We start from the raw sequence: 13175 nt of genomic DNA, 5'->3' as shown, positions 1-13175 counted from the left end.
CTCTCGCTGTCGGACAACCTCCTCAGGCTGCTACCTCAACATTGCTCGAGGTCAAGCGATCGGGGCGGGACGGGCGTGTGACCCGTCCCACCGGCGCCGGTCCGATCAGTGCGGCCGGTGCACGCGCACGGGTACGTGGGTCCAGCCGCCGACGCTGGTGACCCGGGCGCGGCGCAGGCCCGGCCGGTCCAGTTCGTACTCCGGCATCAGTTCGAGCATGGCGTCCAGGGCGATCCGGCCCTCGAGGCGGGCCAGCGCGGCGCCGAGGCAGCGGTGGATGCCGTAGCCGAAGCCGAGGTTGTTGCCGGTGAAGGGACGGGTGATGTCGAAGCGATCGGCGCCGGGGAAGGTGCGCGGATCCCGGGTGGCCGAGGCCAGCAGCATGAGCACCGGGCTCTGCGCGGGAATCGTGCGGTCGTGCAGGGTGATATCGCGCTGCGAATAGCGCACGTCGTACTGGACCGGACCGTCGTAGCGCAGCAGTTCCTCGAAGGCGCCGGGGATCAGCGAGCGGTCGGCGCGCATCGCCTGCCACTGGTCCGGATGGTCGGCGAAGACCACCGCGGCGATGCCCAGCACCTTGGCGACGGTCTCCGCGCCGGCGCCGGCCAGCAGGGCCGCGAAGCCCAGGATCTCGCGGTCGGTGAGCCGGGTGGCGGTGCCGTCCTCGCGATCCACCTCGACCTCGATCAGGCGGCTGATCATGTCGTCGCGCGGATGCGCCCGGCGTTCGGCGATCAGCTTGGCGTAGTAGACGGTCGACTCGATGACCGCCTGTTTGCCTTCCTCGCTCAGTTCCATCTGGCCGGGTGCGCGTTCCAGCGGCGCGGCCAGCCAGGCGCGCAGTTGCTGCCGATCCTCGCGCGGCACGCCGAGCATGGTGGTGATGACCTCGATCGGGAACAGCGTGGAGAAGTCCTCGACCACGTCGAAGCGTGCCGGGTCGAGGCGTTCGGCGAATTCGCGCACGGTCGCGGCGATCATCGGTTCCAGTTCGGCGATGGCCCGCGGGGTGAACACCTTGTTGACCAGCTTGCGCATCCGGGTGTGTTCCGGCGGATCCATCATGATGATCATCGGGATCCGCATCTCCGGCGGCTCCGGGGCGAGCACCTGTTCGAGGGTGATGCCGCGGGCGGAGGAGTAGTTGTCGAAATCCTTCATCCCCGGCGCCACGTCGGCATACCGGGACAGGGCGTAGAAACCGTAGCGGGAGCTGTGATAGACGGGGGCCTCGTCGCGCAGCCGGCGGTAGATGGGGTGCGGATCGTCGTGGAACTCGGCGGCGAACGGGTCGAAGTCGATGGCGTCGTCGGAGACGAGCGTGTCGGTCATGATGCCTCTTCTCTCGTGCGGCCGAGTCGCCCGCTTCCGCCGTGAACAGGCAGGAGACACCTAGGATTTCGACAACGAGCGAAGGAGCTGATCGAGCCGCTGAACCGGCCTTAGTATTACATTTCTTACAAACTCCGTAAAGGTTGTAAAGTGGACTCGACTTCCGGCGGCCGTGACACCGGCACCCGCACCCGCATCCTGCGGGCGACCTACGAGGTGCTCAGCCGCACGGGGTACGGCAAGCTGAGCCTGTCGGACGTCGCCACCCAGGCGAAGATCTCCCGGCCCACCCTCTACCGGCTGTTCTCCTCCAAGGAGGATCTGCTCGCCGCCTTCGGCGAATACGAGTTGCGCAATGTCGAAGCGGGGTTGCGGCGCGTCGTGGCCGGGCTGACCGGGGCGGAGCGGCTGGATGCCGTGCTGCGGTTCATCGTCGAATCGCAGAGTTCGTACCGGCTCAGCAGTCTCGTACAGATCGAACCCGATCACGTTCTCTCCCAGATGAATCGGGTGGTGCCGATGATGCGCGCGCTACTCGAACCGCTGGTGCCGCACGGCGATCCCGTGGTCGTCGCGGGCGCCGTCGTGCGACTGGCGGTCTCGCACTATCTCGTCGGCGCCGACGACCAGGCCGAATTCCTCGCCCAGTTACGGCTCGCCGCAGGCATTTCCGGCTCGGACCAGCCTTCGTGAGCGGCGCCGGGCTGGCCATTCGGCAAAATCTTCGCTACCATCACGGGGCGAGGGGAGTACTTCCCAAGAGCCGACTCGATCAGTACGGATTCCAACGGCGGGATCCTCGGGCGGCCACCCATCACGGGTGAAGGAGACCTCGGGTCATTTGTCGTACCCGAGGAGTTTTCATGCTTTCCATCGCCGCCGCGTCCGCTTCGGCGTCCGACTCCGGCACCACGCTGCACACTCTCGCGTTGCCGTGGCTGTGGGCGGTCACCATCGTGGGGGTGCTCGTACTCCTGGTCCTCGATTTCGCCGTCACCCGGCGGCCGCACGAGGTGTCGGTGCGCGAGGCCATCGGGTGGACGGTGTTCTATCTGGCCCTGCCGCTCGGTTTCGCGGGCCTGTTGTGGGCGGGTTTCGGGGGCACACCGGCCACCGAATTCTTCACCGGCTATCTCGTGGAGAAATCGCTGTCGGTGGACAATCTGTTCGTATTCGTGTTGCTGCTGACCGCATTCGCGGTGCCGGCGGTGCTGGCGCAACGGGTCCTGCTGTACGGGATCGTCGGGGCGCTGCTGCTGCGGGGACTGTTCATCGCGCTCGGCGCGGGCGCGCTGGCCACTCTCGACTGGGCCTTCCTGCTGTTCGGGCTGATCCTGCTGGTCACGGCCGGGAAACTGGTCCTGGACGCGGTGCGCGGGCACGAGCCGGAGGTGGACGTCGACCGGATGCGGTCGGTCCGGTTGCTGCGCCGGCTGGTGCCGGTGACCGGTGAATACCAGGGCACCCGGCTGATCGGCCGGCTCGCGGGGCGGCGGGCGCTCACCCCGCTGGCGGTGGTGGTGGCCGCGGTGATGACCACCGACCTGATCTTCGCCGTCGATTCGGTGCCCGCGGTGTACGGCGTGACCGGCGACCCCTACCTGGTGTTCGCCACCAACGCCTTCGCGCTGCTCGGCCTGCGCGCACTGTATTTCGTCCTGCACGCGGCCCTGTCGCGGCTGGTGCACCTGGCCTACGGGCTGGCGGCGATCCTGGGCTTCATCGGCGTGAAACTGATCCTGGACTGGCTGCACGGCACCGGGGTCGCGGTTCCCGAGATCCCCACCGCCGCCTCGCTGCTGGTGATCGTCGGCGCGCTGGGCGTGGTCACCGCCACCAGCCTCTACGCCACCCGCAGCCGCCCCGCCTGATCGGAACAAGCTGCGCCGCAACCATATTCATCGAGTTGTCGTCAGCTACCGCCACCGCAACTGCTGCCACCACCACAACTGCTTCCGCCACCACAGCTGCTCCCGCCGCCGCAACTGCTGCTGCCGCCACCACAGCTGCTGCCGTGATGACCACCGCCGCAACTACTTCCGTGATGCGAGCCGCTGTCGTGGTGATGGGTCGACCCGGGGCCGCTGTCGTGGTGTGTCGAACCCGGCCCGCTGTCGTGGTGACCGCCGTGCGAATGGTGGCCGCCGGACCAGGCCGCCGATTCACCGGCGGCCCACAGTGCGGCGTTGCGGGTGAAATCGTCGTCGCTGCCGGAGTAGTGGGTGCCACCGGAACCGGTGCGCCGCCCCGGTCCCCGGCCGGAGTTGTTGCGGGCGCGGGGCCCGGTGACCAGCCGGGCGATGATCGCGACCAGGATCACCGGCCCGAAGGCGAGCAGGCAGATGACCAGGATGATGCTCATACCTGGCAGCTTGACCGGGCCCCCGCGCCGTCGTCAACCACCGAATTCCGGGGCAGCGCCACCCGGTTGCCGCACCGGTCCGCACGGCTCGACACGTGGTCGTCCGAGTCCTCCGGCAACAGCACACATCCCGGACCATCCGCACCGCCCGCGACCACATCGGGCATTGCCCCGAGGCTCCGCACGGCTCTACGGTGAGGTGTGCTGTGGGGACGCTCCCGGCGCCTCGACCCGACCGGGATACGGCGCGACGAATCGACACCGGGGCAGCGAGGCGATCCGACACCGCTACCGCCTGTCGATCTCGATCGCATGCAGCGGGCGGTCGACGCTCTCGAACTGCCGGAGGCGGTCTTCAAGACCTGCCCGTGGCAGCCGCGCGACAGGGTGGACGCCGGTCTGCGGCAATGGTTGCGGTGTTGCGGCGCGGCGATGCGGGACGGCAGGCGGATCGGGATGCCGTCGCACGCGGTGGACGAAGCCTGGCACGGACTGATCCTCTGCACCGGCCGCTACGCCCGCTTCTGCGAGGACGCCTACGGCCGGTTCCTGCACCACTTCCCGGAGGGTGACGGATTCGGCGGCGGCACAGTCGATTCCATGACCGATCAGCTCGGCCGCACGGTGGTCGCCTGGACACTGGTCGCACGGCCGGACGAGCACTGCGTGCTGTGGGACCTCGACGCGACCGTCGGGGTGGAGCAGCCGTGGGGCGTTCCACGGGCACGGGTGACGGCCATCGAATCCACCCTGCGCGACCTCGGCGTGCACTGAGCCGGCGCAGGGCCCGCCGCCGGCGAGCCATACCGCTCACCCGCCACGCTCCGGCCACCCGCCTGCCGCCACACATCGACCGGCGCCGGGCATCGACTGCTGCCGTCGGAACACGCCACCCGCTTCGACGCATCGGCAACTCCGCCCGCCCGTCTACGACGGCACATCTGCCACCATTCCGGTGGCCGAATCCGCTGCCGAGCAGGCGCGGATATCGACGGAATGCCGAGTAACTTATACGGCCCGGTGACGGACTTCGGCGCGACCCCGGCACCCCTCGAATCGCTCCCGGCCGCGGCACCGGCGGCACCGAAGACCCTCAATGACCAGCCCTGCACCATTCTCGACCAGCATTGTGTGCGGTGACAAACTTTGATAGAAACTGGAACTTGGTCATCTCGTCCGATGCTATGGTCCCTCTCACATGGAGAGAACCTTATTCTCTCTCCTGTGATAGGACTGTTATGTTTGCCGCTATCCCATTCCCCATACGCCCGCGCCGGGTCTGCTTCGACTGGCGTCGCACCCCTGTGCACTGGATCCCCGGAGAGCCCACCGCCACCCACGTCGTCAATGCCCTGCACCTGCTGCTGCCACCGGGCGAGCGCTGGTTCATCGACGTGTTCCGCGAGGCCCTCCCCCAGGTCACCGAGCCCGGGCTGCGCGCGGCGATGAAGGGATTCATGGGGCAGGAGGCGACGCACAGCGTCCAGCACGCCAACGTCCTGGACCACCTCGCCACCCACGGCCTCGACGCTCAGCCGTTCGTCGACCGCCTGGACCGTGTCTTCGCCGGTCCGCTGGGCCGCCGCCCACCCGGCGGCCGCAAGATCCTGCGCCCGGAATGGCTGCGCATCCGGCTGGCCGTCATCGCCGCCATCGAGCACTACACCGCCGTCCTCGGCAACTGGATCCTCGACGCCGACGACTTCGACAAGGCCGGCGCCGACCCCGCCATGCTCGACCTGCTGCGCTGGCACGGCGCCGAGGAGGTCGAACACCGGGCCGTCGCCTACGACGTGTTCCGGTGTCTCGGTGGCCGCGGACCGCTGCGCTACGCCCGCCGCCTGGTCGGCTTCGCCATCGCCACCGGACTGCTGCTGTGGTTCTGGTTCCAGGGCGCCGCCTACCTGATGCACACCGACCCGCAGAACCCCGGCGGGAAATACCTGTTGACCGATCACAACCGGGCCGTCCGCAAGGGACTGCTGCCCAGCTGGCGGCTGCTCGGCACCGCCGTCCCCCGCTACCTGCGGCCGCACTACCACCCCGACCACGAAGGACCGGTCGAACCGGCCCTCGCTTACCTCGCCGCCCGGCGCGACGACCGGATCAGGTCAGTTTCACCCGTGCCGCGGCGAACCGGACCAGAGCCGGAGCCAGGCGGCTGACGTGGTATTGCAGATGCGCCTCCGGGGTCACCGGGACGACGGCCCGATCGGTCTCGACCGCGCGGACGATCCGCTCGGCCACCTTCTCCGGACCGTAGCCGCGCCGCCGGTACAGCGCGTCGTAGTGGGCCTGCCTGTCGGCTTCGGCCGTCGCAGACAGTCCCGAAAAGCGGGTGTTCGCAACGATATTCGTGTGCACGATGCCGGGGCAAACGGTATGCACCGAGATACCCCGCCCGGCCAGTTCCGCGCGCAGGCAGTCGGAGAACATGAACACCGCCGACTTGCTCGTCGAGTAGGCGCTGAAACCGCGCTGCGGGGTGTAGGCGGCCATGCTGGACAGGTTCACGATGTGCCCGCCGAGCCCGCGCTCGGCCATCGCCGCGCCGAAGGTGCGGCAGCCGTTCACCACGCCGCCGAGATTGATCCGCAGCACCCGGTCGAAATCGGCCGAGGTGGTGTCGAAGAAGTCGCCGGCCTGCCCGATACCGGCATTGTTGACCAGGACATCCGGCACCCCGTGCGCGGCGGTCACCGCCGCGCAGTGCGCCGCCACGGCCGCCTCGTCGGCCACGTCGACCGCGTAGGCATGAGCCACCCCGCCCGCCTCGGCCACGAGTTCGGCGGTCCGCTTCGCCGCGTCGAGATCGATATCGGACAGCACGATCTCGGCGCCCCGCCGGGCGAACGCGAGCGCGGTCTCGCGGCCGATCCCGCTGCCACCGCCGGTGATCACCACCAGATGGTCGTCGAACCGCTGCCGCGCCAGGCCCACCTCGGCCCGGCGCAGAGTCCGGGGCGCGGCGGCGCCGGCCACGGATTCCACCAGTTCCGTGGTGGCCGTGGCGAGCAGTTCCGGATGCGAGAACGGCAGCCAGTGCCCGCCGCCCACCTCGCGCCGCCACAGCTGCGCGGTCCACTTGGGCGTGTCCTCGTAACCGGCCGGGCGCACCGCGACATCCCGGCGCGCGATGATCAGCTGCACCGGCACCTCGGTGTGCCGCCGCCGCGGCACGAACGCCCGGCGGAAGATGTTCGCCCGGTAGATCCGCATGCCGTCGAAGAAGTCCTGGCGGAACAGCGGCCCGAGCGTCACATTCGCCGGCGAGGTCTCGTTCATCAGGGCCACGAACTGCCGCCAGACCCGCTCGGTCGCCACCGGCCGCAGCACGACGCGCGGCAGTCCGGGGGTCATGAACAGCAGCGTGTAGGCCGAGGACACCATCTGGGTGAACGGCGCCCACACCGCGCCGCGGAAGAGTTTGCGCCACGCCCAGCGCGAGAGGTGGTCGAGATTCGGCCCGGACACCGAGGTGAACGATGCGATCCGGCCGGCCGCCTCGGGCAGGCACACCGCCGTCCACATCTGCACCGACCCCCAGTCGTGGGCCAGCACGTGCACGGGCCGGTCCGGACTCACGGCGGCGGCCACCGCGAAGAAGTCGGCGGCGAAGCGGTCCAGCCGGTAGTCGGCGGTCCGGTCGGTGCGGGTGGAACGGCCGTGGCCGCGGGTGTCGTAGGCGACCACGTGGAATCGACCGGCCAGCAAGGGAATCACCCGATCCCACAGGTGGTGGTCGTCGGGCCAGCCGTGCACCAGCACCACGGTCTCCGCGGCCGGGTCACCGTATTCGTAGACGGCCAGGTCGAATCCGTCGCTGCGGACGGTCCGCTCGGCGTCCGGGACGGGGGTCGGGTCGGTCAACGAGAGCTCCTTCGCACGCGGCGGCATGTCACAGATCCAATACCAGAACGTCACCCGCACACCGGGAGACACACGGCAGCAGGTCGCCGGCGGCCCGCTCGGCCGGGGTCAGCACGGTGTCCCGGTGATCGGCCGCGCCGGACACCACCCGGACCCGGCAGGTGCGGCAGAACCCCTGCCGGCAGGAGTACGGCGTATCCGGGCGCCGCGCCAGCACCTCCGCCAGCAGGGTGCGGTCGGCGGGGACGGTGAATTCCGTTCCGGTGCGGGCCAATCGAACCCGGAACGGCCGGCCGTCGACCACCGGCGGCGCGGAGAACCGCTCGGAATGCAGTTCGGTGCCGGGCCTTTCGCGCACCGCGGCCGCGACGGCCGCGGTCATCGGCGCCGGGCCGCAACAGTAGACCGCGGCACCGGGACCGGCGCCGGCCAGCAGGTCGGCGGCGGCGGGCAGTCCCGATTCGTCGTCGGTGCGGATGGTGACCCGGTCGCCGAATCCGGTGAGCTCGTCCAGGAAGGGCAGGGCGTCGCGGTGCCGCCCGGTGTAGACCAGGGACCAGTCGGCGCCCCGCCGATGCGCCGCCCGCACCATCGGCAGGATAGGCGTGACCCCGATCCCTCCGGCGATGAAATACACTCGGGCAGCAGCAGATCCGTGACCCGGTGGCACGAACGGGAAGGCGTTGCGCGGGCCGCGCACGGTGACCCGGGCGCCGACCGGCAGACCGTCGTGCACCTCGATCGAGCCACCGCCCCCGTCCGGGATGCGGCGCACCGCGATTCGATAACCGTGCCGATCGGCCGGATCCCCGCACAGCGAGTACTGCCGCAACCGCCCGGACGGCAGTTCCAGATCCAGGTGCGCACCGGGCCGCCACGGCGGCAGCGCGCGGCCGTCGGGTGCGACGAGTACCAGCCCGATCACGTCGGCGTCGCGGGCCTCCACCCGCCGCTGCGCGACGGTCAGCACCAGCCGGTGATCGTCGACCCGGCCGCCGGGGGCGCGCCGATGGATCAACGCGGTCCACCGGAATCGGGTCTCGGCCACCCCGCTGAACACCCGGATCGCGCGATCCGGATGCCGGCGGCCGAACAGATCGGCGGGAACGGTCGTCACGAGGCCATCGCCTGTGCCGCAGGGGATTTCGCCAGATAGGCGACCGCCTGCGCGGTGGAGCCGACGGCGGCGGGGGTGTAGCCGGGACGGAAGGTGGACAGCGCGCTGCGCAGCAGCGATGGCACCCCGGGCAGCGCACCGCGCCACATCGCGCCGCAGACCTCCGCCAGCAGCCGCGGGTAGCTCCGATCCGGCAGCGAGGGATCCTGTTGCACAAGATATCTCGCGCCCCGGAAGACCAGCGCCAGGAAGATCGGGAAGGTGATCAGCATCAGCGCGCCCCGGCGCAGATAGCCGATCTCGAAGTAGCCGGCCACATCGTGGGCGACGAACCGGTGCTCGACCTCCTCGGCACCGTGCCAGCGGAACAGGTCCAGCACCCGAGGATCCGCGTCGAAGCGTTCCAGCTCGGCGTTGAGCACCCAGTCCCCCAGGAAGGCGAAGAAGTGCTCGAGGGTGGCGATGAATCCGAGCCGTTCGACCAGGATCTGGTACTCCGCCCGCGGATTTCGGCCCGGACGTGGGCCGAGCGCCGTGCGGAACAGGTATTCCATCTGCCGCACATAGGGTTCCACGTCGATACCGTGTGCCGTGAGCACCTGTTCGAGGACGCCGTGGTGGGTTTCGGCGTGCATCGCCTCCTGGCCGACGAATCCGAGCATCTGCTCGCGCAGCCGGTCGTCGCGCACCAGCGGCAGGGCCTCGGCGAATGCCTGGCAGAACATCCGTTCCCCTTCGGGGAGCAGCAGATTCAACGCGTTGACGACGTGCGACGCGATCGGCTCGGCAGGCATCCAGCGCAACGGCGTATCCGTCCAGTCGAACCGCACGTTGCGCGCCTGTAGCGCCACCTCCCCCGGATCGTCGGTCTCGGGGCGGGCCCGAAGGGGAAGTAACTTCATCGGTACTCCAGCTGCTCGTGTTCGGCGAGGCTCGCCGTTGCTACACGAGCGTAGCAATAATGCCCGCCTATATGGAACCCAGAGTTACAGCTAGAGCATCACCGTTTGGTCATCGGACGGACCAGTTGCTGCCCGGCGCCGTCCACCGTGGTCGCCTGGGTGAACACGTTGCCCGGCTGCACCAGGCCGGAGAGCACCACATGGACCTGCTTGGTGATGTAGTTACCGGTGGCGCAGTTGGGGTCGCAGGTGTTGTCGTGTTCGAGGCCGTCGCCCTCGGCGCCGTCGGGCCCCCACGAGGTCCAGGTGATCCCCTGGACCACCGCGCCGAGGTCGGCGCAGGCCAGAATGAGTTTGTCCGGGCGGGCGGCCGGCTGATCGAACGGGCAGTCGATCACCTCCGGCGACCCGGCGGTGTGCGCGGTCAGGGTGGCGCCGCTGGACTGCGAGCTACAGCCCGCCGTGGCGACCACCGAGGCGACCGCCAGCAATATCGCGGCACTCAGCCGCCGGCGTCCGCGAACAGTGGTGTATCCGGTCGTCCGCACCCCATACCCCTTCGTCGAGCCCGTCCGGGCACTGCCGTTATGTGGAGGCTACTCCCCCACCCCGAAGGTGCCGCAAACTTGTCGCAATCGATGCCCGGGAACCCTGTTGGAGCGTGGTTCCGCCGAACACTAGCGCACTCGGTGACCGTCGGCCCGGTCTTCGTGATCCACTGTCGAATCGCCAGCCGACCGCGTCCCGGGCGGTGACATCACACCGGCGAGCGGCGCTCAGGACTCGGCGGACTCCGGATCGGCGGCGGTGTCGGCGGCCCGGCGCTGCGACCAGTCCCACAGCGGTTCCAGCACGCGGCCGAGTTCCGTTCCGGGCCAAGTCAGTTCGTACGCCTTGTCCGGCCGCTTCACGACCAGCCCGGCATTCTGCAACGCCTGCAATCGCAGCGACAGCATGCTGGAGGAGCAGTTGCCCATCCGGCGGCGCAACTCCAGGAATCCGAGCGGCCCCGGCTCCAGCTCCCAGATCACCCGCAGCATCCAGCGCTGACCCAGCAATTCCATCACCGCGTGCGCGGACGCCGCGGCCGGGTCCTCCCGCCGCGGTACTCCCGGCCGTCTTGCACTTCTCATTTCGAACCACCATAGTGGTTCTGAAATAGAAGCGATCGGGGAGGAGCGTGCCGATGACGTCCAGGCGGGTGGTGCTGGTGACGGGCGCCTCGCGGGGCATCGGCGCGGAGACCGGCCGGATCCTGGCCGCTCGCGGCGACCACGTGGTGCTCAACTATCGCGAGAAGCGTTCGCGCGCCGAGAAACTCGCCGCGGAGTTCGTCGCGGCCGGGGGCAGCGCGTCGGTCGCGGGCGCGGACCTCACCGCGGCCCCGGAGGCCGCGGCGCTCATCGACGGCGTGCTGCGGGAGTTCGGCCGCCTGGACGTGCTGGTGCTCAACGCCTCCGGTGGGCTCGAACGCGGTGCGCCCCCGGACTATCCGATGACAATCAACCGGGACGCGCAGGTGCGCCTGGCCGGGCTGGCGCTGCCGCACCTGCCCGCCGGCGGCCGGATCGTGTTCGTCACCAGTCATCAGGCCCACTTCCACGGCCGCAAACCCGTGCCCGAGGATTACCTGCCGATCGCCGCCGCCAAACGCGCCGGTGAGGACGCACTGCGCGCGCTGATCCCCGAATTCACCTCGCGCGGTGTCGGTTTCAGCGTGGTGTCCGGTGACATGATCGACGGCACCATCATCGTGCGGCTGTTGCGGCGCCGCGATCCGGACGCCGTCAGCGCCCGCACCGAGCACGGCCCGCTGCCCACCGTCGAGGAATTCGCGGCCGCCGTGGCGGACGCCACCACCGCCGACACCGAGCCCGGCCACACCGTCTACGTCGGGGGCGCCGACTACCTGGCCGATCGCTGAACCGCCCGCGAGCCTCCCGGGCCGGGAGGCCGGCGCCGGCGCGGTCCGGCCGAGTTCGCGCCGGGACGAACGCCCTTCCAGGATCTACCGAGATTCGTTGCGCAGCAGACGTTCCCTTGCTCGCGTACCCAGCCGTGCCAGCGTTTCCTGGTTCGCCGTCCGCAATTCGCCGTCGGCGACCACGGTGCGGCCGCCGACCAGCAGCCGGGCCAGCGGCGGGGTGGGGCCGAATACCAAGGCGCACAACGGGTCGGTGACGACCGAGCGGTAGCCGTCCACCCGCCAGATCGCGATGTCGGCGAGCTTGCCCGGCTCCAGGCTGCCGATCTCGGCCTCCCGGCCCAGGTTGCGAGCGCCGCCGAGGGTGCCCAGTTCCAGTGCCTGCCGGGCGGTCAGCGCGGCCGGGCCGTGCAGCGCGCGCTGGAACAGCAGGGCCTGCCGCATCTCGCCCGCCAGCGAGGTCAGTTCGCTGGACGCGGCGCCGTCGACGCCCAGGCCGACCGGTACGCCCGCCGCCAGCAGATCCACCACCCGCGCGATACCCGCGCCCAGCCGGGCGTTCGAGCTCGGGCAGTGCGCGGCCCCGGTCCCGGTCTCGGCGAAGCGCCGAATGTCCTTGTCGTGCAGGTGGATCGCGTGCGCGAACCAGACATCCGGACCGAGCCAGCCGAGTTCGTCCAGATATTCCACCGGCGTGCGGCCGGTCTGTTCCAGGCACAGCTGTTCCTCGTCGAGGGTCTCGGCGAGGTGGGTGTGCAGCCGCACGCCCCGGGTCCGGGCCAGTTGCGCCGCGTCCAGCATCAAGCCCTCGCTCACCGAGAACGGTGAGCAGGGCGCGACCGACACCCGCAGCATCGAGTCGGCCGCCGGATCGTGGAAACGGTCGATCGCCGCGGCGGTGGCCGCCAGGATGGTCTCGCGGTCCTCCACCACCTCGTCCGGCGGCAGGCCGCCCTGTGACCGCCCCCGGTCCATCGATCCGCGGCAGGGCTGGAATCGCAGCCCGACCTCGCGGGCCGCCAGCACCTCGGCCTCGAACAGGTCGCCACGCCCGGACGGGAACACGTAATGGTGGTCGCTGGAGGTGGTGCAGCCGCTCAGCGCCAGCCAGGACAGTCCGGCCGCCGCGGCTGCGTGCACCACCTCGGCGTCCATCCGCGCCCAGATCCGATACGACCCGGTCAGCCACTCGAACAGGGTGGCGTCCTGGAACAGGCCCTGGGTCGCCCACTGGAACAGGTGATGGTGGGTGTTGACCAGGCCGGGGGTGATCAGGCAGCCGGTGGCGTCGATCCGCTCCGCGCCCGGGATCACCGGCGCCGCACCCGCTCCCAGCGCGGTGATCCGGCCGGATTCCACCACGAGATGACCGGACTCGATCTCCGCGCCCACCACGGGCGCGAGATATCCGTTCTCGATGACCAGCACCGCCACTCCTTCCGACTCCGGGGATCTGCTCCGGGGATCGCGGCACCCACAGCACCACGATCCCCCGCCCCCTCAGTACACCCGGCACCGGGCGTGCCCACCAGCCACCGATCCGCCGAAACCCGTCCGCGACCGACTGCCCCGCTTGTCCGAATCTCCAAGACCGCCGCCACACCCGCCCCGGCACCCCTGGATGCCGGTACCGAGGGTGCGGGTACCCGCACCGCGACGCCGCCC

General features: G+C 70.0%; 13 protein-coding genes. 5 read left to right on the top strand and 8 right to left on the bottom strand.

Annotated features, from left to right (window positions below):
• Nucleotides 1–105: 105 nt before the first annotated feature.
• Nucleotides 106–1335 carry a cytochrome P450 gene (locus LBW94_RS35420; protein ID WP_225061644.1) on the bottom strand — a complete coding sequence of 410 codons (1230 nt, stop codon included), beginning with the start codon at nucleotides 1333–1335 and terminating at the stop codon, nucleotides 106–108.
• A 150-nt stretch (nucleotides 1336–1485) separates the two neighbouring features.
• On the opposite strand from LBW94_RS35420, the gene LBW94_RS35415 reads away from it, so the two are divergent.
• Both LBW94_RS35415 and LBW94_RS35410 read left to right on the top strand, forming a co-directional pair.
• The gene (locus LBW94_RS35415) at nucleotides 1486–2028 is read left to right on the top strand and encodes a TetR/AcrR family transcriptional regulator (protein ID WP_225061645.1); all 543 of its coding nucleotides are present in this window, start codon (nucleotides 1486–1488) and stop codon (nucleotides 2026–2028) included.
• Nucleotides 2029–2198: 170 nt separating this feature from the next.
• The gene (locus tag LBW94_RS35410; protein ID WP_225061646.1) at nucleotides 2199–3206 is read left to right on the top strand and encodes a TerC/Alx family metal homeostasis membrane protein; all 1008 of its coding nucleotides are present in this window, start codon (nucleotides 2199–2201) and stop codon (nucleotides 3204–3206) included.
• Nucleotides 3207–3247: 41 nt separating this feature from the next.
• Here LBW94_RS35410 and LBW94_RS35405 read toward each other — a convergent pair whose 3' ends face one another.
• Nucleotides 3248–3697: a hypothetical protein gene (locus tag LBW94_RS35405; RefSeq protein WP_225061647.1), complete on the bottom strand. Its 450-nt coding sequence runs from the start codon at nucleotides 3695–3697 to the stop codon at nucleotides 3248–3250.
• Nucleotides 3698–4009: 312 nt separating this feature from the next.
• Here LBW94_RS35405 and LBW94_RS35400 point away from each other — a divergent pair, with 312 nt between their 5' ends.
• On the top strand, nucleotides 4010–4471 hold the full coding sequence (locus LBW94_RS35400; RefSeq protein ID WP_225061648.1) for a hypothetical protein: 462 nt from the start codon (nucleotides 4010–4012) through the stop codon (nucleotides 4469–4471).
• Nucleotides 4472–4881: 410 nt separating this feature from the next.
• Nucleotides 4882–5862: a metal-dependent hydrolase gene (locus tag LBW94_RS35395; RefSeq protein WP_323138010.1), complete on the top strand. Its 981-nt coding sequence runs from the start codon at nucleotides 4882–4884 to the stop codon at nucleotides 5860–5862.
• Here the strand turns inward: LBW94_RS35395 and LBW94_RS35390 are convergent.
• The 5 genes from LBW94_RS35390 to LBW94_RS35370 all read right to left on the bottom strand — a co-directional run bounded on the left by LBW94_RS35390 (nucleotide 5804) and on the right by LBW94_RS35370 (nucleotide 10719).
• Complete coding sequence (locus LBW94_RS35390) at nucleotides 5804–7594, bottom strand: SDR family oxidoreductase (RefSeq protein ID WP_225061650.1); 1791 nt, start codon at nucleotides 7592–7594, stop codon at nucleotides 5804–5806. The two genes, LBW94_RS35395 and LBW94_RS35390, sit on opposite strands and share 59 nt — an antisense overlap.
• 1 nt (nucleotide 7595) lies before the next feature.
• Complete coding sequence (locus tag LBW94_RS35385) at nucleotides 7596–8684, bottom strand: PDR/VanB family oxidoreductase (protein WP_225061651.1); 1089 nt, start codon at nucleotides 8682–8684, stop codon at nucleotides 7596–7598.
• Nucleotides 8681–9586, bottom strand: coding sequence for a metal-dependent hydrolase (locus LBW94_RS35380; RefSeq protein ID WP_225061652.1), 906 nt, complete (start codon nucleotides 9584–9586; stop codon nucleotides 8681–8683). The genes LBW94_RS35385 and LBW94_RS35380 overlap by 4 nt, the downstream gene beginning before the upstream one ends.
• A gap of 98 nt (nucleotides 9587–9684) precedes the next feature.
• Nucleotides 9685–10134, bottom strand: a complete 450-nt coding sequence (locus LBW94_RS35375) for a hypothetical protein (protein ID WP_225061653.1) — start codon at nucleotides 10132–10134, stop codon at nucleotides 9685–9687.
• A gap of 228 nt (nucleotides 10135–10362) precedes the next feature.
• Nucleotides 10363–10719, bottom strand: a complete 357-nt coding sequence (locus LBW94_RS35370; RefSeq protein WP_225061654.1) for a winged helix-turn-helix transcriptional regulator — start codon at nucleotides 10717–10719, stop codon at nucleotides 10363–10365.
• Nucleotides 10720–10772: 53 nt separating this feature from the next.
• Here LBW94_RS35370 and LBW94_RS35365 point away from each other — a divergent pair, with 53 nt between their 5' ends.
• Entirely contained in the window at nucleotides 10773–11510 is a 738-nt protein-coding gene (locus LBW94_RS35365; protein ID WP_225061655.1) for an SDR family oxidoreductase, read from the top strand.
• An 84-nt stretch (nucleotides 11511–11594) separates the two neighbouring features.
• Here the strand turns inward: LBW94_RS35365 and LBW94_RS35360 are convergent, their stop codons facing one another.
• Nucleotides 11595–12944 carry an 8-oxoguanine deaminase gene (locus LBW94_RS35360; RefSeq protein WP_416277018.1) on the bottom strand — a complete coding sequence of 450 codons (1350 nt, stop codon included), beginning with the start codon at nucleotides 12942–12944 and terminating at the stop codon, nucleotides 11595–11597.
• Nucleotides 12945–13175 lie beyond the last annotated feature (231 nt).

The sequence above is a fragment of the Nocardia sp. alder85J genome, assembly GCF_020176955.2.
Classification (GTDB): Bacteria; Actinomycetota; Actinomycetes; order Mycobacteriales; family Mycobacteriaceae; genus Nocardia.
Note: the sequence above shows the minus strand (reverse complement) of the source record. Positions and strands in the feature narration are given on the sequence as shown.